The sequence below is a fragment of the Citrobacter youngae genome (assembly GCF_003818115.1).
GTDB classification, from domain to species: Bacteria; Pseudomonadota; Gammaproteobacteria; order Enterobacterales; family Enterobacteriaceae; genus Citrobacter; species Citrobacter youngae.
In genome coordinates this window covers 1-23,414 of record NZ_RPOI01000016.1, presented here as the reverse complement: position 1 = coordinate 23,414, position 23,414 = coordinate 1, and the positions used below count along the sequence as shown (strand labels likewise).

Below are 23,414 nucleotides of genomic sequence, written 5' to 3'. Positions count from 1 at the left end.
ACGGGGGTACTGCAAATTCGGTCGCACTTATGCGAGAGCCAGTTTTTGGCGCGCGTATTGTAACGCTTTTTCAATCACTTGCTCAATGCTTAATCGGGTTGAATCTAAAACTAAAGCATCAGCAGCGGGAACCAGCGGCGCTACAGCACGGTTACGATCGCGGTAATCACGTTCTTCGATCTCGGCCAAAAGGCGTTCAAAGTTAACACTAAAGCCTTTCTCCTGCAACTGTAGCATACGTCGATGCGCACGTTCTTGCGAGGAGGCGTCCAGAAAAATTTTTACTGGCGCATCAGGGAACACCACCGTGCCCATATCACGTCCGTCGGCAATCAGGCCGGGCGCTTCACGAAACGCGCGTTGGCGACGTAACAGCGCTTCGCGTACGCGAGGAAACGCAGCGACCTGAGAGGCGGCATTCGCCACTTCCTGGGTGCGGATTTCGCCGCTGACATCTTCGCCTTCCAGAATGACTTCCAGGTTGCCGTCCGTTGAGATAAAACGCACATCCAGGTGTGAGGCAAGCGGTACCAGAGCATCTTCAGAAGTGACATCAACATGGTGATGTAACGCTGCGAGCGCCAGTACGCGGTAGATCGCGCCTGAATCTAACAGATGCCACTGCAATGCTTCCGCCATTGCCTTGCACAAGGTGCCTTTTCCTGCACCACTTGGGCCATCAATGGTAATAACCGGGGCAATTGCCGTCATCTTTTTCTCCTTAAACGGGCATACGTTAACGTGAACGCCGCGCATTATACGCGCCAACTCTAATAATCGTTAACACAGAGTGTAAAAACCCGATTAGTCTGTAACGATATGAGGAAGAATTGCGCAATTATAGCGGGCTGGCGAGAAACCAGCCCGGAAGATGACACTGTTTTACTTTTTATCTGCAGCGATACGTTCACGCATATGCTGAGCACGATCGTCAGATGCCGGATGAGAATCCATCAGTGATTTTGCATGGCCTGCGTCCATCGTGGCAAACTTATCAAACGCAGTCACTAACCCCTGACGGTCAATACCGCGTTTTTTCAGCAAATCATAGGAAAAGTCATCCGCATCCGATTCCTGGCTACGGGAGAACGCTGAGTTAATCACACCTTCCGCCAGATCGCCCAACTGAGACTGGGAAAGCTGAGAAGCGACGCCGCTGGTCGCAGAAATAGCATCGCGCGCAGCGAGTGTGGCATACGCAGTCTGCATTGCTTTACGTGAGTGTCCTAAAGAAACATGGCCCAACTCATGACCCAGCACACCTTCAATCTCATTGTCGGTCATCTGGTCCATCAAACCCGAATAAACACGTACGCATCCATTCGCCATTGCCCAGGCATTGATATCACTGGTCATATAAACCTTATAGTTGACCGGCGTTCCATCAATGTTATTACCCAACGCTTTCGCAATTTTATTCAGACGCTTAGTGTATTTGCTTTTTGCGCCCGCTAGCTGGTTTTCGCTATCCATCTGCTTACATGAACTGTTAGAGAGAGATTTGACATCAGCGTCGGAAAGCGTCGCAGCTTTATAAGCCGCCATACCGGAACTGGCAACAAGGTCGCCATTTACGCCATTTTTACAACCTGCCAACAACGTAGCGGAAACCGCCAACGCCAAAAAGAGTGATTTATTTTTCATGCTAATCTTCCGATGATATTTATAATAAAAACAAATAAATAAGTTAAATCATCAACAAATTAGCATTAGTTGTAAGCGTAAAAACAGTGCGGTTACGGACACCAAAACGCCAGTCCAGGGACCGGCGTTTCGTGAGGATCAGGCAGGAGTACTAATACGGGCCAACTGTTCGAAATAATCCGGGAAGGTTTTGGCGGTGCATTTAGGGTCCAGAATGGTTACCGGCGTGTCAGACAACGCCACCAGCGAGAAACACATCGCCATACGGTGATCGTTATAGGTCGCAATATCCGCAAACTGCAGCTTAACCGGTGGAGTGATACGGATAAAATCATGCCCCTCTTCAACTTCCGCGCCCACTTTCCGCAACTCCGTTGCCATCGCAAACAGACGGTCGGTCTCTTTGACGCGCCAGTTGTAAATGTTCCGTAAAGTCGTTGTGCCCTTTGCAAACAACGCGGCGGTCGCAATGGTCATTGCCGCATCAGGAATATGGTTCATGTCCATATCGACAGCGTTCAACTCACCGCGAGTACAGGCAATAAAATCATCGCCCCATGTCACGGTCGCGCCCATTTTTTCCAGCACATCAGCAAAGCGAATATCACCCTGCATGCTATGACGCCCAATCCCGGTAACCTTCACCGTACCGCCTTTGATCGCGCCAGCCGCAAGAAAATACGAGGCCGATGAAGCGTCGCCTTCTACCAGATAGGCGCCCGGAGACTGGTACTGTTGGTTGCCCTGCACGACAAAGCGCTGGTAGTTCTGATTCTCAATTTCAACACCAAACGTTTTCATCAGGTTCAGTGTGATATCAATGTAAGGTTTGGATACCAGCTCACCTTTAATGGCGATCGTCGTGTCCTGCGGCGCCAGCGGCGCAGTCATCAGCAATGCAGTGAGGAACTGGCTGGATACGCTGCCGTCTACCTCAACTTGCCCTCCGGTGAAACCACCGCGCAGACGTAGAGGCGGATAATTTTCCTGCTCCAGGTATTCAATGTTGGCTCCGCCCTGGCGTAACGCATCAACCAGATGACCAATCGGGCGCTCTTTCATGCGCGGTTCGCCCGTCAGCACGATGTCATTGCTGCCCAGGCACAGCGCTGCGGCCAGCGGGCGCATTGCGGTTCCGGCATTGCCAAGGAACAGCTCTACAGCGCCTTCTGCATGCAGCGTGCCGCCGTTACCGATTATCTCGCAACGCGTGCGATCGGCAGAAAGGGTATAGCTAATCCCTAACGCATTCAGAGCATTAAGCATATGGCGGACATCATCGCTGTCCAGCAGGTTGGTCAGGACAGTGGTGCCATTTGCTAATGCAGCCAGCAGCAAAGCGCGGTTAGAAACACTTTTGGATCCAGGCAGATTGATGGTGCCATCCACCCGCGCAATGGGTTGTAACGTCAGGGATTCCATGAAACTCAACTCTCAAAAACAGACAGAAAAACCCCACAGGCTGGCTGTGGGGATGAAAAGTACAGCAGATTAGCCGCGGCGGCGCTCGAAATCGACCATGAAATCGGTCAGTGCTTTTACGCCTTCCAGCGGCATAGCGTTATAGATTGAAGCCCGCATTCCGCCAACTACACGATGTCCCTTCAGTGCATGCAGACCGGCAGCAAACGACTCTTCCAGGAAAAGTTTATCCAGCGCGCTGTCAGCCAACTGGAACGGGACGTTCATGCGTGAACGGTTCGATTTCGCCACATCGTTGCGGTAGAAATCGCTGTTATCAATCACGCCGTACAACAGTTCCGCTTTTTGCTGGTTAATTTTATCCATCGCGTTAACACCGCCCTGCTCTTTCAGCCATTTAAAAACCAGGCCAGACAGATACCAGGCAAAGGTCGGTGGCGTATTGAACATGGAGTCGTTGTCATTCAGCACGGTATAGTCGAGGATTGACGGGCAGGACATATGAGCCTTACCCAGCAAATCTTCACGTACGATGACAATGGTCAGCCCGGCCGGGCCGATGTTTTTCTGCGCCCCGGCGTAAATTACGCCATAACGACTAACGTCAAGCGGTGCGGAAAGAATGGTCGAGGACAGATCCGCCGTAACCACCACGTTGCTGGCAAAATTCGGCGTTTCATCAATCGCGATACCGTCGATGGTTTCGTTCGGACAATAGTGCAGATACGCCGCATTGTCAGAAAGCTGCCATTCACTCATCGGTTTAACAGCACGCAGTCCGTCAACGGTGACTTTGGCGTCGATAACATTTGGCGTGCAGTACTTTTTCGCTTCTTTAATTGCACTGGCGGCCCAGTAACCGGCATCGACGTAATCCGCCGTGGTTTTGTCACCCAGAATATTTAATGGGATACCCGCAAACTGCCCACGGCCACCGCCATGACAGAACAACACTTTATAGTTGGAGGGGATACTGAGAAGATCGCGAAAATCCTGCTCCGCTTCCTCTGCGACCTGGATGAACTCTTTGCCACGGTGGCTAATTTCCATCACCGACGTGCCAAGACCGTTCCAGTCGCGAAGATCCTGTTGAGCCAGTTTAAGTACTTCTGCCGGTAGCATTGCCGGACCTGAACTAAAATTAAAGACCTGAGCCATTTCCCCTCACCACGTTGTGTTGTTATCCGATCAACATCCTGTCGTTTACGATAATTCCTGTGACAGACATTGGGTATAAGTTATTCCTGTGGATATCGGTTTTATCATTCAGTGACACGCGCCGCAATGGGTAAAACTGGCCAGGGCAAAAATGAGCGGTGCATCACACAAAAGAATCTATCGGATTGACGGATAAAAACCGAGATTTTCGCTATCAGGAGGCGCATTTGGCCCAGCCAACCTTCGACCATTCTGGTTTTGCATAGCGCAGAGATATATAAAGAAAGAAGCCCCCTTCCCTTCAGCAGATAGTCCGCAGACATTCGACTGAACACGCTACGGTGTGAATCAAATGCTTTATTTACGCCGAGGCTCGGGCGGCGATAGCGCCATTCATTGAAAACCCGTATCATTGCGCGCTTTCCGTACGACAAAAGTGATTTTCATGACGCAAACATTTATCCCCGGCAAAGATGCCGCACTGGAAGATTCCATCGCTCGCTTCCAGCAAAAATTACTCGACCTCGGTTTTCAAATTGAAGAAGCCTCGTGGTTGAATCCCGTTCCTAACGTCTGGTCTGTGCATATTCGCGACAAAGAATGCGCGCTGTGCTTTACCAACGGTAAAGGTGCGACGAAAAAAGCGGCGCTGGCCTCCGCACTGGGCGAATATTTTGAGCGTCTGTCCACGAATTACTTCTTTGCGGATTTCTGGCTGGGCGACACCATCGCTAACGGCCCGTTCGTACATTACCCGAACGAAAAATGGTTCCCACTGACAGAAGATGATGACGTACCTGAAGGTTTGCTGGATGCGCGTCTGCGTGCATTCTACGATCCAGACAATGAACTGACCGGTAGCATGCTTATCGATCTACAATCCGGCAATGAAGAACGCGGCGTTTGCGGCCTGCCGTTTACCCGTCAGTCAGATAATCAGACCGTTTACATTCCGATGAACATTATCGGTAATCTGTACGTATCTAACGGTATGTCTGCGGGTAACACACCGAATGAAGCCCGCGTTCAGGGGCTGTCTGAAGTTTTTGAGCGCTATGTGAAAAACCGCATTATCGCGGAAAGCATCAGCCTGCCGGAAATTCCGGCCGAAGTGATGGCGCGTTACCCGGCAGTCGTTGAATCCATTGCAAAGCTGGAAGCCGAAGGATTCCCAATCTTCGCATACGACGGCTCGCTGGGCGGCAAATACCCGGTTATCTGCGTTGTACTGTTCAACCCTGCTAACGGTACCTGTTTTGCCTCTTTCGGCGCGCACCCGGATTTCGGTGTTGCACTGGAGCGTACCGTCACTGAACTGTTGCAGGGCCGTGGCCTGAAAGATCTTGATGTCTTCACTCCCCCAACCTTCGACGATGAAGAAGTGGCTGAGCACACTAACCTCGAAACGCACTTCATCGATTCCAGCGGTCTGATCTCCTGGGATCTGTTCAAGCAAGATGCCGATTACCCGTTCGTTGACTGGAATTTCTCCGGCACAACGGAAGAAGAGTTCGCAACCCTGATGGCCATCTTCAAAGCGGAAGATAAGGAAGTCTACATAGCCGACTACGAGCATCTGAGCGTTTACGCTTGCCGCATTATCGTCCCGGGCATGTCTGACATCTACCCTGCAGAAGATTTGTGGTTAGCCAACAACAGCATGGGAGCGCACCTGCGTGAGACCATTCTCTCTCTGCCAGGCAGCGAATGGGAAAAAGATGACTACCTCAACCTGCTCGCACAGCTGGATGAAGAAGGATTTGACGACTTCACTCGCGTACGTGAGCTGCTGGGTTTGGCGACCGGTGCAGATAATGGCTGGTATACCCTGCGCATTGGCGAGCTCAAAGTAATGCTGGCTCTGGCGGGCGGTGACCTTGAGCAGGCACTGATCTGGACGGAATGGACAATGGAATTTAATGCATCCGTCTTTAGTGCTGAACGCGCAAACTATTACCGTTGCCTGCAAACTCTGCTGCTGCTCTCTCAGGAAGAAGATCGTCAGCCGCTGCAGTATCTTAACGCATTTGTTCGTATGTACGGTGCAGAGGCAGTTGAAGCAGCAAGTGCAGCAATGAGCGGAGAAGCGCCATTCTACGGATTACAAACGGTTGATAGCGATCTGCGGGCTTTCCCGGCACATCAGTCTCTGCTGAAAGCCTATGAGAAGCTGCAACGCGCGAAAGCAGCACACTGGTCAAAATAGTGGCAAACAGCCCGCGTTGAGTAGGCTAAACGTATTGTCTGGGCTATATTACGGGGCGCTCTAAGCGCCCTGTTTTTTTATTTTTGTGTACTCAAAAATAAATGTAAAAACAAGGTTAAATATTAGTAGTTGATATTAAAATTTTTGGTTTATTAATATCGCTATTTATCTCAATTACTCCATTTTAATTAACCGTCCGACTGGAGGTATAAAGAAAAATTTCAACTCACTTTATAATTTTTAAAATTTATTTTTACATGGATAATCAACAAGTTACACCGTAATTGCATAAAAACCATGCGTCTTACGGGCCTATAAGCCAGGCGAGATATGATCTATATCAAATTCTCATCTATAATGCTTTGTTAGTATCTCGTCGCCGACTTAATAAAGAGAGAGTTAGTGTGAAAGCTGACAACCCTTTTGATCTTATACTTCCTGCTGCTATGGCCAAAGTTGCCGAAGAAGCAGGCGTCTATAAAGCAACGAAACATCCGCTTAAGACGTTCTATCTGGCAATTACTGCCGGTGTGTTCATTTCAATTGCCTTTGTTTTCTATATCACTGCCACAACCGGTACCGGCACAATGCCTTTCGGCATGGCAAAGCTGGTGGGTGGTATCTGCTTTTCCCTGGGGCTGATCCTTTGCGTTGTCTGCGGCGCTGACCTCTTCACTTCAACCGTACTGATTGTCGTCGCTAAAGCCAGTGGTCGTATTACCTGGGGTCAGTTAGCGAAGAACTGGCTTAACGTTTATGTCGGTAACCTGATTGGTGCGCTGATTTTTGTGTTACTCATGTGGCTTTCTGGCGAGTATATGACCGCCAACGGCGCGTGGGGACTCAACGTCCTGCAAACTGCCGACCACAAAGTGCACCATACTTTTGTTGAAGCTGTAAGCCTTGGTATTCTGGCTAACCTAATGGTGTGCCTGGCGGTATGGATGAGCTACTCTGGCCGCAGCCTGATGGACAAAGCGTTTATCATGGTATTACCGGTCGCAATGTTTGTTGCCAGCGGTTTTGAGCACAGTATCGCAAACATGTTTATGATCCCTATGGGTATCGTAATACGCGATTTCGCCACCCCGGAATTCTGGACCGCTGTCGGTTCTTCTCCGGAGAATTTTTCTCACCTGACCGTGATGAATTTCATCACCGATAACCTGATTCCGGTTACGATCGGTAACATTATCGGCGGCGGTTTGTTGGTCGGGTTGACATACTGGGTCATTTACCTGCGTGGTAACGATCATCATTAATCTGTTGATGCTCATTACACGCAGTAAATAAAAAATCCACTTAAGAAGGTAGGTGTTACATGTCCGAGCTTAATGAAAAGTTAGCCACAGCCTGGGAAGGTTTTACCAAAGGTGATTGGCAGAATGAAGTAAACGTCCGTGACTTCATTCAGAAAAACTACACTCCGTATGAGGGTGACGAGTCCTTCCTGGCTGGCGCAACTGAAGCGACCACTGCACTGTGGGACAGCGTAATGGAAGGCGTTAAACAGGAAAACCGCACTCACGCGCCTGTTGACTTTGACACCTCCGTTGCTTCTACCATCACTTCTCACGACGCTGGCTACATCAACAAAGCACTTGAGAAAATTGTTGGTCTGCAAACTGAAGCTCCGCTGAAACGTGCGATTATCCCGTTTGGCGGTATCAAAATGGTTGAAGGTTCCTGCAAAGCGTACAATCGCGAACTGGACCCGATGCTGAAAAAAATCTTCACCGAATACCGTAAAACCCACAACCAGGGTGTATTCGATGTTTATACCAAAGACATTCTGAACTGCCGTAAATCCGGTGTTCTGACTGGTCTGCCAGATGCCTATGGCCGTGGCCGTATCATCGGTGACTACCGTCGCGTTGCGCTGTACGGTATCGACTACCTGATGAAAGACAAATACGCTCAGTTCGTCTCTCTGCAGTCCGATCTGGAAAATGGCGTAAACCTGGAAGCAACTATCCGTCTGCGTGAAGAAATTGCTGAACAGCACCGCGCTCTGGGTCAGATCAAAGAAATGGCTGCTAAATATGGCTGCGATATCTCTGGTCCGGCTACCAACGCTCAGGAAGCTATCCAGTGGACTTACTTCGGCTACCTGGCCGCGGTTAAATCTCAGAACGGCGCAGCAATGTCCTTCGGTCGCGTATCCACCTTCCTGGATGCTTACATCGAACGTGATATCAAAGCAGGCAAAATCACCGAGCAAGACGCACAGGAAATGATCGACCACCTGGTCATGAAACTGCGTATGGTTCGCTTCCTGCGTACTCCTGAATATGATGAACTGTTCTCCGGTGACCCGATTTGGGCAACTGAATCAATCGGTGGTATGGGCGTTGATGGCCGTACTCTGGTTACCAAAAACAGCTTCCGCTTCCTGAACACCCTGTACACCATGGGTCCTTCTCCGGAGCCGAACATCACTGTTCTGTGGTCTGAAAAACTGCCTCTGAACTTCAAGAAATTCGCCGCTAAAGTGTCCATCGACACCTCTTCTCTGCAGTACGAGAACGATGACCTGATGCGTCCGGACTTCAACAACGATGACTACGCTATCGCTTGCTGCGTAAGCCCGATGGTTGTTGGTAAACAAATGCAGTTCTTCGGTGCGCGTGCAAACCTGGCGAAAACCATGCTGTACGCAATCAACGGTGGCGTTGATGAAAAACTGAAAATGCAGGTTGGTCCTAAATCTGAACCGATCAAAGGCGACGTTCTGAACTTCGACGAAGTTATGGACCGCATGGATCACTTCATGGACTGGCTGGCTAAACAGTACGTCACTGCACTGAACGTTATTCACTACATGCACGACAAGTACAGCTACGAAGCCTCTCTGATGGCGCTGCACGACCGTGACGTTATCCGCACCATGGCGTGTGGTATCGCTGGTCTGTCCGTTGCTGCTGACTCCCTGTCTGCAATCAAATATGCGAAAGTTAAACCGATTCGTGACGAAGACGGTCTGGCTATCGACTTCGAAATCGAAGGCGAATACCCGCAGTTTGGTAACAACGACTCTCGCGTTGATGACATGGCGGTTGACCTGGTAGAACGTTTCATGAAGAAAATTCAGAAACTGACTACTTATCGTAACGCTATCCCGACTCAGTCTGTTCTGACCATCACCTCTAACGTGGTTTATGGTAAGAAAACTGGTAACACCCCAGATGGTCGCCGTGCTGGCGCACCGTTCGGCCCAGGTGCTAACCCAATGCACGGTCGTGACCAGAAAGGTGCCGTTGCCTCTCTGACTTCTGTTGCTAAACTGCCGTTTGCTTACGCTAAAGATGGTATCTCTTACACCTTCTCTATCGTTCCGAACGCACTGGGTAAAGACGACGAAGTTCGTAAGACCAACCTGGCTGGTCTGATGGATGGTTACTTCCACCATGAAGCGTCCATCGAAGGTGGTCAGCACCTGAACGTGAACGTCATGAACCGTGAAATGCTGCTGGACGCGATGGAACATCCGGAAAAATATCCGCAGCTGACCATCCGTGTTTCTGGCTACGCAGTACGTTTTAACTCCCTGACTAAAGAACAGCAGCAGGACGTTATTACTCGTACCTTCACTCAGACCATGTAATTGGTTTTGACTGAAATCGTACTTTAAAAAGCGTACAATAAAGGCTCCACGTAAGTGGGGCCTTTTTAATAGCCTGCTTTGTCAGCTATCTATACTTATGGATATCAGCCAAAACAGACTCGACACAGTTAATAACTGTGCACTAACACTGGCCCCGGATGGGCCACACCTGGAGAAACACCGCAATGTCAGTTATTGGTCGCATTCACTCCTTTGAATCCTGTGGCACTGTAGATGGCCCGGGCATCCGTTTTATTACCTTCTTCCAGGGCTGCCTGATGCGCTGCCTGTACTGCCACAACCGTGACACATGGGATACGCACGGCGGTAAAGAAGTCACCGTCGATGAATTAATGAAAGAAGTCGTGACCTATCGTCACTTTATGAACGCATCCGGTGGTGGCGTAACGGCATCCGGCGGAGAGGCCATTCTCCAGGCTGAATTCGTCCGTGACTGGTTCCGTGCCTGTAAAAAAGAAGGGATTCATACCTGTCTTGATACTAACGGTTTTGTTCGCCGTTACGATCCAGTGATTGATGAACTGCTGGAAGTCACCGACCTGGTGATGCTCGATCTGAAACAGATGAACGACGAGATCCACCAGAACCTGGTCGGCGTATCTAACCATCGTACGCTGGAGTTCGCTCGTTACCTGTCTAACAAAGACATCAAAGTGTGGATCCGCTACGTTGTCGTGCCTGGCTGGTCCGATGATGATGATTCAGCACACCGTTTGGGCGAGTTTACCCGTGATATGGGCAATGTCGAAAAAATTGAACTGCTGCCATACCACGAACTTGGCAAACACAAATGGGTGGCAATGGGTGAAGAGTACAAACTCGACGGCGTGAAGCCGCCGAAAAAAGAGACCATGGAGCGCGTGAAAGGTATCCTTGAGCAGTATGGTCACAAAGTGATGTACTAAGCTTTGTGGTGGGTAACGAGCCTGTTACCCACCACATTTCCCCTTAACGCCCTCTTCTTGCCAGCAGCGGGAAAATCAATCCCAGCCCAACCAGCACAAACGGCGTCACAATGTTCAACGTGAGCTGGAATGTCCACTCTGGAGTAAAGGCTTCCATTTTCGGAAAGATCCCCGTGATGCAAGCAAACGCAGTAAACGCAAAACACCAAATTCCCACCGTCATCGCCAGAGAGCGGTTACGAATGAAGACATATTCCGGTTTATATTTCTGCGCCAAACGAATAACGGCAATAAATGCCACAAACACCCACAGATAGCGCAGAGGCATCACCACTGAATTCAAATTCAGTAGCCATTTATACAAATTGTTCATGTCTCCGATACCCAGCGTTGGCAACATAATCAAAATGGCCACCAGCACCAGTGTCAGAATATAGCCATTCACCGGTGTACCAGAGGCATTGGTTTTACACAGGCTTTCAGGGATATATTTGCGATCAGCATCGCCCAGTAAAACTTTAAGCGGAGCATCAATAGAAAACACCAAAGCCGCAATTTGACCTAACGTGTTGGCAACTGCATAAATAACCATCAATGTGTTACCCATGCCGTAATACTCCCCGAGTTTCTGGAAAGCGTAATACTGGCCATTAGTCATTAAGTCATCAGGAATATGCTGAGAGTCAAACATCATCCCCATTGCCAGAGAACCCAGGATCGCGCACACCGCCACCATAACCGCCAGAACTAACATCCCTTTCGGGAACTCTTTGCCAGGGTTACGCGTCTGGTTAACGTATGGAGAGATTTTCTCCGCGCCACCGACCGCAAAGACCAGCATCGAGATCGTTGTGATATAGGTAAAATCGATGTGCGGGATAAAAGATTCCCAGGTGATATTGGTTGTGGCGATTTGCACATCAGTAATCGCCGGGGCGGTGACGGCCATTACGACATACAGAATGGACATCACAAACATCGCGATCCCCGCAACCGATCCAACGATTTTAAGCGATTTCATGCCACGGGATGCAACCCACATGAAAAAGACAAACAGCGCTAACGTCAGCCCCTGCAACGCCACCACGGTATACTCTTTAATCAGCGAACCATCGCCTTTCAGAGCCCATCCCAGCGCAATCAGAATAGCCTGTGGCTTTTGCGCCAGATAAGGGATATGCACCACCCAATAGGTCCACGCTGCGAGATAAGCCAGTCCCGGTCCCATTGTGTGTTTAATCCATGTACTAACCCCACCCTTACCGTCTTTAAACGTGGAGCCAAGTTGTCCGACAATCAGTGCATAAGGGATAAAATAGAGGGCGAAAATAAATATCCATGAAGAAACAACCACCAATCCCTGATTAGCATAGTTGTTTACAACGTTGCCGAATCCCCATACGGTAATAAAAGACATCAATGCGATGTTGTACCACCGCAATTGTTTTTCCTGCACACTTGCCATTGGCGATCCTTCGTAGACGCTATTTTTGATAATCAATAAATGAAGCGAGGGATTATGCGCGGTAAAATGGCCAAGCGGAAACGGCAGAATGTAAAACTATAATCTTCTGCACATTTTATTTTCAGGAAAGAATAGCGATGATTAAATAAAACAGGCTCCCATAAAGTATACATAAACAACATGTATGGGAACCTGTTTTTATCCTGTTAAATCAAATCAGATATGCGCCACAGAATTCGGTGTATGCCCTGTCTTACGCAGCAGCATCAGTAAATAAATAAACGATACGCTGGCAATCATGATAAACAGTAAACTGTCAGAATAATTTTGCATCAGCATGGCGGTAAATGACGGCCCAAGCAGGCTACCCACGGTATAGCTTAATAACAATGCCTGGTTCATAGCGACCAACTGATGATGTTCTACTTTCTCGCAGGCCCAGGCCATCGCAACCGGATAAAGGGTGAAACCTGCCGCGCCCAGCATAAACAATGCAGGTGCCATTGCCGCCTGATTCAGCATAGCGATACTCCCGACGATCACCACAAAGACCTGAACGCGCAAAACCAGCAAGCGACCTAACTTATCGGCCAGACGACCAATTGGCCATTGTCCCAGAATACCTGCACTGACCAGTACCGCCATCCAGAAACCAATGCTGGCATTGCTGACACCCTGATGGTTGAGGTACAGCGGCATCAGGCCATACAGCGACCCCAGCACAATCCCGGAAATAATGCAGCCATTCACGCCCAGACGCGCCTGGCGAAGCTTCAGCATAGAGACAATGGGGGTTGACTGTTGTTCATCACCCTGCTGATTCACAATGCGGGTAAAGAGCAACGGTAATACTCCGGCAAGGATAGTGCCGGTCACCCACGGCAGAACATTCATTAATTCTGTCGAGACTTTACTGACCAATAATTGTCCTAAAAACGTCCCTACGTAATAGACCATCATATAGGCGGCAAGTAAGCGTCCACGGTTACGCGACGTCCCGCTGCACATCAACGCACTTTCCACCACCACCCAGATCATGGCACAACCGATACCCGCAATAAAACGCCAGGTCATCCAGCTCCAAAAACCTACCATGACGCCCAGTCCGACACAGCCCGCAGCAAAAATAAGCGAGGCTATGTAATAGCTGCGGTTAAAACCGAGGTGTTTAATTAAGTACCCGGTCAGTAACGTCCCAACCAGATTTCCGGTGAAATAGGACGAACTGACCACTCCTACCTGCCAGGTTGGCAGATTTTCATGGGCGAGCCAAAGCGGGACGAGCGTGTTTAACACGGCGATCGCCAGGGTCAACAGAAGCAGCCCGCACAGCAATAGCATAACGGGACGGGTATAGGTGGACATGAATAAAAACCGTGAGGAAGTTCAAATTTCATGCGCATCATGCCACTGCAAAAAACATTGTCAATCGGCGCAATCAGGGGCCTGAGGCGCTTTCAGGGGGATCGATTCGTATTACTGATTCTTAATGCGGATTGATAAAAAATGGGAAAATACATCTATTTGTTTTAATTGATCTAAAACAAAATTGCCCCGCTACGTTCAGTCGAAAAAATTCATGGATAATAGGCATCTTTTATTTGTGGGATGACCATATTAACGCCTTATCCGACCTACACGTTCAGTACTGTAATGTGTAGGCCGGACAAGCGCGATGCCATTCGGCATTTTCAGGTTAGCTGGCGACCGCCATGCCGACCGTCATATGCAGACCATAGAACACGCCGCGGCCAATCAGCTCACCGACTAACAGCAGAATAAACGCGACGGAAAGCAGCGGTATTGCCGGCTGGTAACCTTTCACCTGCGGAACAATCCAGCAGCACAACGCTAAAGCCAGTGCCACAATCCGCCATGCCATCAGCGAACCGTAATCGGGCACCAGCGCAGATGCCTGCTGAATTGAGCTGTGGATTGTCGCCAGCTCGGCGCCCTGCATCACGGACATGATGCCGCTCACAACCAGAGCAAGCACTGAAATAGCAGGCAGCAGTCGCATCGCCCAGCCGTCAATTCCGGCAACGCGTAATAGCAGATATCCCAGCAGCGGACCTCCCATGAACAACGTCAGGAAGAACCCAACCGGCGTCCAGACACTATACCAGGTAGGCACCGTATCAATAGTGTTATATACGCGCACCATCATCCAGACAAAAACTACGCCCAGCACCATGGTGAGAACTAACCACAGATTGCGTAATGCTGGTGACATTTTTTTCAACACCGCCAGTAACCAGCCAATACCACCAACGGCAAAGAAGATCGAGCCGCTGGCGATTTCGTTACTTAGCGCGGAAGAACCGACACGGTTGAGGGAGTTAAACGCCCGCATCGGTGAGCCCAGATGAAGCATGGAAGCAATAAAACCGATGCCCATCAATACCCACAGGCCAAACATGCAGGCAATCACACGCTGTTGTGAATCAGGGCGTAAGTCCCCTTTCATCAGCGCCAGCGCCAGAACGATAAAGCCACCCACAACACACTGCCCGAAAACAGTGAAGATCATCAGCGGCCATTCATGCCATCCACTTCCCATCTTACACCTCCTTCGGATTAGCCAGATAACCCGTGGTATCCCCGGTCGGGCGGCTATTGGCATTTGGTTTGATGACGATACTCGGTTTGGTAAAGTGCGCGCCAGGGAGCGGCGCAACCGCGGCCAGGGTGCCGTGTTTTTTACGCAGTTCCTCTATCGGGCCGAAGTCCAGCGCACGCAACGGGCAGGATTCGACACAGATGGGTTTCTTACCCTCAGCAACGCGTTCATGACAGCCATCGCACTTGGTCATGTGTCCTTTGGCGGCATTGTATTGCGGCGCGCCATACGGGCAGGCCATGTGGCAATAGCGACAGCCAATGCACACGTCTTCATCCACGACCACAAAACCATCTTCACGTTTGTGCATCGCGCCGCTTGGACACACCTTGGTACAGGCCGGGTCTTCACAGTGGTTGCACGCAATGGAGAGGTAGTAGGCGAAAACGTTCTGGTGCCAGACACCGTTATCTTCCTGCCAGTCACCGCCAGCGTATTCGTAAATACGGCGGAAACTGACGTCAGGCGTTAAATTTTTGAAGTCTTTGCAGGCCAGTTCGCAAGTTTTGCAACCGGTGCAACGGCTGGAATCAATAAAAAATCCATACTGGGTTGTCATCGGTTACTCCTTACACCTTTTCAACCTGAACAAGGTTCGTATGTGATGGGTTCCCCTTAGCGAGAGGAGAAGGTCGCTGGGTCGTCAGCACGTTAATACAACCGCCCTGATCCACACGTTTCACATCCGGGTCATACCAGGCGCCCTCACCCAGCGCTACAACGCCAGGCATCATACGTGGGGTAACTTTAGCCTCAATATGCACTTCGCCACGGTCGTTAAAGATACGTACCTTGTCACCGTTGTTAATACCACGGCGTTGTGCATCCATCGGGTTAATCCACATTTCCTGGCGACAGGACGCTTTCAGAACGTCAACGTTGCCATAGGTCGAGTGGACGCGAGATTTATAATGGAAGCCCGTTAATTGCAGAGGGAATTTTTCCACCAGTGGATCGTTTAAGCTTTCAAAGCCCGGTGTATAAATCGGTAATGGATCGATCACATCGCCTTCCGGCAGTTCCCAGATTGCAGCGATTTCTGCCAGCGCTTGAGAATAAATTTCAATCTTACCTGACGGCGTGGTAAGCGGATTGGCTTTGGGGTCCTCACGAAATGCTTTATACGCCACGTGATGTCCTTCAGGATCACGCTGCTTAAAGATGCCCTGCTTACGGAACTCTTCAAATGTCGGCAGTTCCGGTATAGCCTTGCGCGACTGTTCATACAGATGACGCATCCACTCTTCCTGAGTACGGCCTTCCGTGAACTGTTGCTCGACGCCAAGGCGTTTCGCCAGCTCGCTGGTCATTTGGTAGATAGTCTTGCATTCAAAGCGTGGTTTGATCGCCTGATCGGTGAAAATCACGTAGGACATATTCCCGCAAGATGCATCCAGCGCGAAGTCCATCTGCTCAGAGGCCGTGCAGTCCGGCAGCAGAATATCGGCATATTTCGCCGAGGAGGTCATATGACAATCAATAACGACGATCATTTCACACTTCTTATCATCCTGCAGGATTTCATGCGTGCGGTTGATATCAGAGTGCTGGTTAATCAAGCAGTTACCGGCATAGTTCCAGATCATCTTAATCGGAACATCGAGCTTATCCTTACCACGAACACCGTCGCGCAGCGCCGTCATTTCCGGACCACGCTCAATCGCATCCGTCCACATAAACATTGAGATACTGGTTTCGACGGGGTTTTCCAGCGTTGGCATACGCTCAAACGGTAAATCGTATGATCCCTCACGTGCACCGCTGTTGCCGCCGTTAATACCAACGTTGCCGGTCAGAATGGCCAACATCGAAATGGCACGGGTCGCAATCTCACCGTTGGCGTGACGCTGCGGCCCCCAACCCTGGCTAATGTAGGCGGGTTTCGCGCTACCAATTTCACGCGCCAACTTAACAATTCGATCAGCAGGAATACCGGTTATCTGCGCGGCCCATTCCGGGGTCTTCGCGATACCGTCTTTACCCTGACCGAGAATATACGCCTTATAATGACCGTTCTTCGGCGCGCCCGCCGGGAGGGTTTTTTCGTCATAGCCCACGCAGTACTTATCGAGGAACGGTTGATCAACCATATTCTCGCTGATCAATACATAGGCAATACCGTTAACCAGCGCTGCATCTGTACCCGGTCGAATGGGAATCCATTCATCTTCGCGTCCCGCACCGGTATCCGTGTAGCGGGGATCGATTATGATCATGCGGGCATTAGATTTCTGCCGCGCCTGTTCAAGGTAGTAGGTCACCCCACCACCGCTCATACGAGTTTCGCCTGGGTTATTACCAAACAGGACAACGAGCTTACTGTTTTCAATGTCAGACGGGCTGTTACCGTCAGCCCATCCGCCATAGGTATAGTTCAGTCCTGCCGCGATTTGCGCAGAAGAATAATCCCCATAGTGGTTCAGGTAACCGCCGCAACAGTTCATTAAACGTGCCACCAGCGTTTTACCCGGCGGCCATGAGCGCGTCATCGTGCCGCCCAGCGTGCCGGTACCGTAGTTCAGATAGATAGACTCGTTACCGTAGTCTTTAATCAGACGCTGCATATTGCTGGCGATGATATCGTAGGCTTCATCCCAACTGATGCGCTCAAATTTACCTTCGCCGCGTTTGCCGACACGCTTCATTGGGTATTTCAGACGATCGGGATTATAGACGCGACGGCGCATAGAGCGCCCACGCAGACAGGCGCGTACCTGGTGCAGACCGTCATAGTTGTCATCACCGGTGTTGTCGGTTTCGACATACTTTATTTCACCGTCTACCACATGCATACGCAGCGGACAGCGGCTACCACAGTTCACCGTACACGCGCTCCAGATCACTTTCTCATTAATCTGTGTTGGATTGAGGGCTTCTGCGGCATTTGCGATACGGGTAAATGGCAGGGTAAACGCGCTACTGGCCACCGCCAGTCCGCCTATCGCCGTCGTTTTCACCAGACCGCGGCGACTAACCTCAGCTGCCAGTACGGCATCGGGGATCTTAGTTTTCATAGTGGCTCACTCTGCTGCTCACAATAAACAAAAAGGGAATGTTCGTTGTATAGTCGTTTATATATCGATACTATCGTTATACAGACCGTTATATATCGAATTTATGCAAAGACAGAGATAAATACTGACTTTCATTCGAAGGCAGTATTACCACTAATGGAGTAAGGGTTATTGTCCGGCATCAAACGGGCGTAAAAAAAGCGCCCTGAGGCGCTTTTTTAGCAAGGAAAAATGACTTAACCGATGAATTCCAGGCCATTCATGTACGGACGTAATACTTCCGGTACCTGAATACGGCCATCAGCTTGCTGGTAGTTTTCCATAACGGCAACCAGCGTACGTCCCACTGCCAGACCAGAGCCGTTCAGTGTATGCACTAAACGTGTTTTCTTGTCAGATTTGCTACGACAACGCGCCTGCATGCGACGAGCCTGGAAATCCCACACATTGGAGCAGGAGGAAATTTCACGATAGGTATTCTGTGCAGGGATCCACACTTCCAGATCGTAGGTTTTGCATGCGCCGAAGCCCATGTCGCCTGTGCACAGGATGATCTTGCGATACGGCAGCCCCAGCAGTTGCAGGACCTTCTCAGCATGGCCGGTCATCTCTTCCAGCGCGTCCATCGAATCTTCCGGACGAACAATCTGCACCATCTCGACTTTATCGAACTGGTGCATACGGATCAGACCACGAGTGTCACGACCGTAAGAACCCGCTTCGGAACGGAAGCACGGCGTATGCGCAGTCATTTTGATCGGCAGCGCATCTTCGTCGATGATTTCGTCGCGTACCAGGTTGGTCAGCGGCACTTCCGCCGTTGGGATCAGCGCATAGTTGCTGCTGTCAGCTTCTTCATCCAGCGGACGCGTATGGAACAAGTCACCAGCAAATTTCGGCAGTTGGCCAGTGCCGTACAGCGTGTCATGGTTAACCAGATACGGGACGTAGTTTTCGCTGTAACCATGCTGCTCAGTGTGCAGATCCAGCATAAACTGAGACAGCGCACGGTGCATACGCGCGATCTGCCCTTTCATGACAACAAAACGAGAGCCGGTCAGTTTAACCGCAGCGGCGAAATCAAGACCCGTGTGCATTTCACCCAAGGTAACGTGATCGCGCACTTCGAAATCGAACTCGCGCGGTGTACCCCAGCGGCTGACTTCAACGTTGTCATTTTCATCTTTACCCACCGGAACTTCGTCCGCTGGCAGGTTAGGAATGGTCAGCGCAATATCGCGGATCTCGGCCTGTAAGGTATCAAGTTCAGCTTTCGCGGCATCCAGCTCTTCGCCCAGTTTGTTCACTTCCAGACGTAAAGACTCGATATCTTCCCCGCGCGCTTTTGCCTGGCCGATGGATTTCGATCGAGAGTTACGCTCTGCCTGCAGGTTTTCAGTTTGTACCTGCAGAACTTTACGACGCTCTTCAAGAGCGCGCAGCTTATCTACATCCAGCTTAAAGCCCCGGCTTGCCAGTTTTTCTGCGACTGCGTCTGGCTCATTACGCAGCAGATTGGGATCGAGCATGCTTATCCTGTGCTTATCGAATTAAAATAGGAGAAAGTGACCACAGCCTGCGGTCACAGGGATACATCGACAACATTACCGCAACGATAACACTAACGGTAGCGTTTTATAGGGCTATTTTGATCCTGTCCGGCGAGCCAGGCGAGCTTTTCGCCAATCTTGCCTTCAAGACCTCTGTTTGTCGGGTGATAATAGCGCGTTTGTGCCATTTCCTGCGGGAAGTACTCTTCTCCGGCAGCATAGGCATTTGGCTCATCATGAGCGTAACGATATTCCTGACCGTAGCCCATCTCTTTCATCAGCTTCGTCGGCGCATTACGCAGGTGGACAGGCACGTCGTAATCCGGACGTTCCCGGGCATCAGCCAGCGCGGCTTTAAAGGCGGTGTAAACCGCATTACTCTTCGGCGCACAGGCCAGATAAACAATCGCCTGAGCAATCGCGCGTTCACCTTCCGCTGGCCCCACGCGGGTAAAGCAATCCCATGCGGAAATCGCCACCTGCATGGCGCGAGGATCGGCATTGCCTACATCTTCAGAGGCAATCGCCAGACAACGACGGGCAACGTACAGCGGATCGCCGCCAGCGGTGATGATACGCGCATACCAATAAAGCGCCGCATCCGGAGCGCTTCCGCGAACTGACTTGTGTAATGCGGAGATGAGATCGTAAAAACGATCGCCTTTATTATCGAAACGCGCGCTGCGTTCACCAGCAATTTCAGTGAGCAACTCTGCTTTCAATACGCGCTTGCCGGAATCATCAACTTCGGCCATATCGGCCATCATTTCCAGCGTATTCAGCGCCCGGCGCGCATCACCATTAACCAGTTCGGCAATCGCCCGACGCGTCTCCGGCGGCAGTACGATATCCTGGCCGCCGTAACCCCGCGCTTTGTCTGACATCGCCTGGTCCAGCACCTGTTCAATATCGTCGGTGGTTAATGATTTCAGTAAGTAAACGCGTGCGCGTGACAGCAGCGCCGAGTTCAGCTCAAACGAGGGGTTTTCAGTGGTCGCGCCAATAAACGTGATGGTACCGTCTTCAATATGCGGTAAAAACGCATCCTGTTGGCTTTTATTAAAACGGTGAACTTCGTCCACAAACAGGATCGTACGCCGGCCAGCGTTACGGTTCTGACGCGCACGCTCAATCGCTTCACGAATTTCTTTTACACCAGACGTAACCGCCGAAATACGTTCAACATCGGCGTTGGCGTAACGGGCAATCACTTCGGCAAGCGTGGTTTTGCCCGTCCCCGGCGGCCCCCATAAAATCATGGAGTGCAGGTGCCCGGCCTCAATAGCACGTGGCAAAGGTTTGCCCGCAGCCAGCAGATGCTGCTGGCCGATATACTGCGCTAAATTTTCTGGCCGCATACGCGCGGCCAGTGGCTGAAAAGTATTATCAGAAAAGTCGAGCGACAGATTGCTCACTCACACGCCTCTACTTACGTTGATCGTCAACCGTTACACCTTGCGGCGGGGTAAAGGTGAATTTGGAAGGTTCGATCGCACCATTCTGCTGAGATTTCAGCTGATAGCTGCTGCGCTGATCGTCTTGTTCAACGGCGCTAAACTGGTGGATCGTCCCGTCACGCCCAACATTGATCGTAAACTGCTTCAGGTTACCGCTGCTGGTTTTAGGTGTCAGCACGAAATCATCGCCGTTTTGCTTAATGTTGTACTGCTGCCAGTCGCTGGCCTGGTTACGCGCGATCAGCATGAACGGCGTATTGCCCGTGGCGTCTTTCAGCCAGGTCGCCGTCGCCTGTTCAACAAACGGGTTAAAGAACCACAGCGTTTTCCCATCGGAAACCAGGATGCTTTCGTCAGGCTGTGTCATATGCCAGTTAAACAGATTCGGACGTTTAACCCATAAATCACCCTGGCCTTCCTGCACCGCTGCGCCGCTACCATCCGTTACCTTCTGGGTAAAACTGGCGTGGAAGCTGCTGACTTTATCCAGACGGCTTTTCAGGTCGCTAGCGGCGTCAGCCCAAACGCTGCTCACCACAAAGCTCGACAGTAATGCACAGGTGATTGCGATTCTTTTCATCGTTATTCCTCAAAATACGTCACTCCCAACGGGGAGCTCCTTCTGCTATCCATTTCAGGCCAAAAATCAGCATGAGGAAAGTAGAAAATACTGAATTACTTAACTTTGCAATCAATCAAAGGGCGGTGGAGCCAGCACTTCACGATTGCCATTATGTCCCTGCTCACTGACAATTCCCTGCGCTTCCATCTGTTCAATGATGCGCGCCGCACGGTTATAGCCAATGCGGAACTGGCGCTGGACGCCTGAGATGGAGGCTTTGCGCTTCTGGGTAACAAAATTCACCGCCTGATCGAACAGCGGATCCAGCTCTTCCCCACCGTCAAAACCACCACCACCACCTTCACTCTCGGTGTCTGAGGTGATGCCTTCCACGTACTGTGGACGACCACGCGCTTTCCAGTCCTGCACGACCGCGTGAACTTCCTCATCGCGCACAAAAGCACCATGTACACGCACTGGAATCGTTGAGTTTGGCGCAGAATAGAGCATATCACCCATGCCTAGCAGGGATTCAGCCCCCCCCTGATCAAGAATGGTACGAGAGTCAATCTTACTCGACACAGTAAACGCTATACGCGTCGGGATATTTGCTTTGATAAGCCCAGTGATAACGTCAACCGACGGACGCTGGGTTGCCAGCACCAGGTGGATACCTGCCGCACGCGCTTTTTGCGCCAGACGGGCAATCAGTTCTTCCACTTTTTTACCGACAGTCATCATCAGGTCAGCAAATTCATCGACCAGAACCACAATATACGGCTCTTTTTTCAGCACCGGATGGGTGACATCCATGCTATCGCCTGGTTTCCAGTACGGATCCGGGATTGGACGTCCCATACGATCTGCTTCCGCAATCTTCTCGTTGTAGCCCGCAAGGTTACGCACTCCCAGCGCTGACATCAGCTTATAGCGGCGTTCCATTTCATTAACGCTCCAGCGCAAGGCATTGGCTGCGTCTTTCATATCCGTAACGACTTCAGTCAGCAGATGCGGGATACCTTCATAAACCGACAGCTCGAGCATTTTCGGGTCGATCATGATAAAGCGAACATCTTCCGGCTGCGCCTTGTAGAGCATGCTGAGGATCATGGCGTTGACCCCAACAGATTTACCCGACCCCGTGGTACCTGCCACCAACAGATGCGGCATCTTGGCCAAATCGGCAGTCACAGGTTCACCAGCAATGTCCTTGCCGAGAACGACAGTAAGCGGTGACGGATTATCACGGAATTTCGCGTTATCCAGTACTTCACGCAGATAGACGGTCTGGCGTTTTTTGTTCGGTAACTCCAGTCCGACATACGGTTTACCTGGAATAACCTCCACTACACGAACTGCTGCGGTTGATAGCGAGCGCGCCAGATCTCGGGAAAGGTTAGAAATACGCGCAGCTTTAACACCCGGTGCCAGATTTAGCTCAAAACGGGTAATCACCGGTCCGGGCGAGTAGTTCACCACATCGGCTTTAATACGGAAATCAGCCAGACGCGCTTCCACCAGACGCGCCATTTGCTCCAGCGCGAATGTATCTATTGGCTCAACTTCCGCCGGTGGTGGGGTGAGCAGATCCAGCGATGGCAGCAGTGTCGTCGGACGCTGTACAGGGCGGCTGTCGCCATTACGCATCAATAACGGATGGATCAGGCTTTCCTGCGGCGGCGGTGTGACAGGCTGTGGCGGCTGCTGATAGTGCTGCTGCGGTGCAACAGGCTGCGGCGGCTGCTGATAATGCTGCTGCGGTGCGACAGGCTGCGGCGGCTGCTGA

General features: G+C 50.8%; 16 protein-coding genes and 1 pseudogene. 4 read left to right on the top strand and 13 right to left on the bottom strand.

The genetic code is table 11. The features are described from left to right. Positions 1 to 27: 27 nt before the first annotated feature. The 4 genes from cmk to serC form a co-directional block, all read right to left on the bottom strand. On the bottom strand, positions 28 to 711 hold the full coding sequence (gene cmk / locus EHN13_RS13180) for a (d)CMP kinase (protein ID WP_005123561.1): 684 nt from the start codon (positions 709 to 711) through the stop codon (positions 28 to 30). Positions 712 to 882: 171 nt separating this feature from the next. Further along, positions 883 to 1,644 carry a metalloprotease LoiP gene (loiP, locus tag EHN13_RS13175; protein ID WP_048212141.1) on the bottom strand — a complete coding sequence of 254 codons (762 nt, stop codon included), beginning with the start codon at positions 1,642 to 1,644 and terminating at the stop codon, positions 883 to 885. A 138-nt stretch (positions 1,645 to 1,782) separates the two neighbouring features. Next, the gene (gene aroA, locus EHN13_RS13170) at positions 1,783 to 3,066 is read right to left on the bottom strand and encodes a 3-phosphoshikimate 1-carboxyvinyltransferase (protein ID WP_124021527.1); all 1,284 of its coding nucleotides are present in this window, start codon (positions 3,064 to 3,066) and stop codon (positions 1,783 to 1,785) included. Positions 3,067 to 3,135: 69 nt separating this feature from the next. Next, positions 3,136 to 4,224 carry a 3-phosphoserine/phosphohydroxythreonine transaminase gene (serC, locus tag EHN13_RS13165; RefSeq protein ID WP_115602308.1) on the bottom strand — a complete coding sequence of 363 codons (1,089 nt, stop codon included), beginning with the start codon at positions 4,222 to 4,224 and terminating at the stop codon, positions 3,136 to 3,138. Between the two features lie 445 nt (positions 4,225 to 4,669). On the opposite strand from serC, the gene ycaO reads away from it, so the two are divergent. The 4 genes from ycaO (at position 4,670) to pflA (ending at position 10,960) form a co-directional block, all read left to right on the top strand. Further along, positions 4,670 to 6,430, top strand: a complete 1,761-nt coding sequence (gene ycaO / locus EHN13_RS13155) for a 30S ribosomal protein S12 methylthiotransferase accessory factor YcaO (protein WP_124021525.1) — start codon at positions 4,670 to 4,672, stop codon at positions 6,428 to 6,430. Positions 6,431 to 6,834: 404 nt separating this feature from the next. Further along, positions 6,835 to 7,692, top strand: coding sequence for a formate transporter FocA (gene focA / locus EHN13_RS13150; protein ID WP_003831909.1), 858 nt, complete (start codon positions 6,835 to 6,837; stop codon positions 7,690 to 7,692). A 59-nt stretch (positions 7,693 to 7,751) separates the two neighbouring features. Continuing rightward, on the top strand, positions 7,752 to 10,034 hold the full coding sequence (gene pflB / locus EHN13_RS13145) for a formate C-acetyltransferase (RefSeq protein WP_048212143.1): 2,283 nt from the start codon (positions 7,752 to 7,754) through the stop codon (positions 10,032 to 10,034). A 185-nt stretch (positions 10,035 to 10,219) separates the two neighbouring features. Next, positions 10,220 to 10,960 (top strand): pyruvate formate lyase 1-activating protein, encoded by a 741-nt coding sequence (gene pflA, locus EHN13_RS13140; RefSeq protein WP_003035751.1) that lies wholly within the window; start codon positions 10,220 to 10,222, stop codon positions 10,958 to 10,960. Positions 10,961 to 11,003: 43 nt separating this feature from the next. Here the strand turns inward: pflA and EHN13_RS13135 are convergent, their stop codons facing one another. The 9 genes and pseudogenes from EHN13_RS13135 to ftsK all read right to left on the bottom strand — a co-directional run. After that, a complete protein-coding gene (locus tag EHN13_RS13135; RefSeq protein WP_124021524.1) occupies positions 11,004 to 12,425 on the bottom strand; it encodes an amino acid permease in 1,422 nt (473 codons plus the stop codon). Positions 12,426 to 12,641: 216 nt separating this feature from the next. Then, positions 12,642 to 13,790 (bottom strand): MFS transporter, encoded by a 1,149-nt coding sequence (locus EHN13_RS13130; protein WP_005123568.1) that lies wholly within the window; start codon positions 13,788 to 13,790, stop codon positions 12,642 to 12,644. Between the two features lie 331 nt (positions 13,791 to 14,121). Beyond that, a complete protein-coding gene (locus tag EHN13_RS13125) occupies positions 14,122 to 14,985 on the bottom strand; it encodes a dimethyl sulfoxide reductase anchor subunit family protein (protein ID WP_048212144.1) in 864 nt (287 codons plus the stop codon). Position 14,986: 1 nt separating this feature from the next. Then, a complete protein-coding gene (locus EHN13_RS13120; protein WP_005123570.1) occupies positions 14,987 to 15,604 on the bottom strand; it encodes a DMSO/selenate family reductase complex B subunit in 618 nt (205 codons plus the stop codon). A 10-nt stretch (positions 15,605 to 15,614) separates the two neighbouring features. Next, positions 15,615 to 18,059, bottom strand: a complete 2,445-nt coding sequence (dmsA, locus tag EHN13_RS13115) for a dimethylsulfoxide reductase subunit A (RefSeq protein WP_124021523.1) — start codon at positions 18,057 to 18,059, stop codon at positions 15,615 to 15,617. Between the two features lie 236 nt (positions 18,060 to 18,295). Then, on the bottom strand, positions 18,296 to 19,588 hold the full coding sequence (gene serS / locus EHN13_RS13110; protein ID WP_003836908.1) for a serine--tRNA ligase: 1,293 nt from the start codon (positions 19,586 to 19,588) through the stop codon (positions 18,296 to 18,298). Between the two features lie 92 nt (positions 19,589 to 19,680). Then, positions 19,681 to 21,024 carry a replication-associated recombination protein RarA gene (rarA, locus tag EHN13_RS13105; protein ID WP_048212145.1) on the bottom strand — a complete coding sequence of 448 codons (1,344 nt, stop codon included), beginning with the start codon at positions 21,022 to 21,024 and terminating at the stop codon, positions 19,681 to 19,683. 10 nt (positions 21,025 to 21,034) lie between these two features. Beyond that, a complete protein-coding gene (gene lolA / locus EHN13_RS13100; RefSeq protein ID WP_003831898.1) occupies positions 21,035 to 21,646 on the bottom strand; it encodes an outer membrane lipoprotein periplasmic chaperone LolA in 612 nt (203 codons plus the stop codon). Positions 21,647 to 21,757: 111 nt separating this feature from the next. Further along, positions 21,758 to 23,414 (bottom strand): annotated as a pseudogene (gene ftsK / locus EHN13_RS13095) (DNA translocase FtsK); the annotation flags it as partial.

What these genes read in the sequence shown, in the direction of transcription:
- cmk (WP_005123561.1), bottom strand. Translation starts at nt 711, where the DNA reads ATGACGGCAATTGCCCCGGTTATTACCATTGATGGCCCAAGTGGTGCA.
- loiP (WP_048212141.1), bottom strand. Translation starts at nt 1,644, where the DNA reads ATGAAAAATAAATCACTCTTTTTGGCGTTGGCGGTTTCCGCTACGTTG.
- aroA (WP_124021527.1), bottom strand. Translation starts at nt 3,066, where the DNA reads ATGGAATCCCTGACGTTACAACCCATTGCGCGGGTGGATGGCACCATC.
- serC (WP_115602308.1), bottom strand. Translation starts at nt 4,224, where the DNA reads ATGGCTCAGGTCTTTAATTTTAGTTCAGGTCCGGCAATGCTACCGGCA.
- ycaO (WP_124021525.1), top strand. Translation starts at nt 4,670, where the DNA reads ATGACGCAAACATTTATCCCCGGCAAAGATGCCGCACTGGAAGATTCC.
- pflB (WP_048212143.1), top strand. Translation starts at nt 7,752, where the DNA reads ATGTCCGAGCTTAATGAAAAGTTAGCCACAGCCTGGGAAGGTTTTACC.
- pflA (WP_003035751.1), top strand. Translation starts at nt 10,220, where the DNA reads ATGTCAGTTATTGGTCGCATTCACTCCTTTGAATCCTGTGGCACTGTA.
- EHN13_RS13135 (WP_124021524.1), bottom strand. Translation starts at nt 12,425, where the DNA reads ATGGCAAGTGTGCAGGAAAAACAATTGCGGTGGTACAACATCGCATTG.
- EHN13_RS13130 (WP_005123568.1), bottom strand. Translation starts at nt 13,790, where the DNA reads ATGTCCACCTATACCCGTCCCGTTATGCTATTGCTGTGCGGGCTGCTT.
- EHN13_RS13125 (WP_048212144.1), bottom strand. Translation starts at nt 14,985, where the DNA reads ATGGGAAGTGGATGGCATGAATGGCCGCTGATGATCTTCACTGTTTTC.
- EHN13_RS13120 (WP_005123570.1), bottom strand. Translation starts at nt 15,604, where the DNA reads ATGACAACCCAGTATGGATTTTTTATTGATTCCAGCCGTTGCACCGGT.
- dmsA (WP_124021523.1), bottom strand. Translation starts at nt 18,059, where the DNA reads ATGAAAACTAAGATCCCCGATGCCGTACTGGCAGCTGAGGTTAGTCGC.
- serS (WP_003836908.1), bottom strand. Translation starts at nt 19,588, where the DNA reads ATGCTCGATCCCAATCTGCTGCGTAATGAGCCAGACGCAGTCGCAGAA.
- lolA (WP_003831898.1), bottom strand. Translation starts at nt 21,646, where the DNA reads ATGAAAAGAATCGCAATCACCTGTGCATTACTGTCGAGCTTTGTGGTG.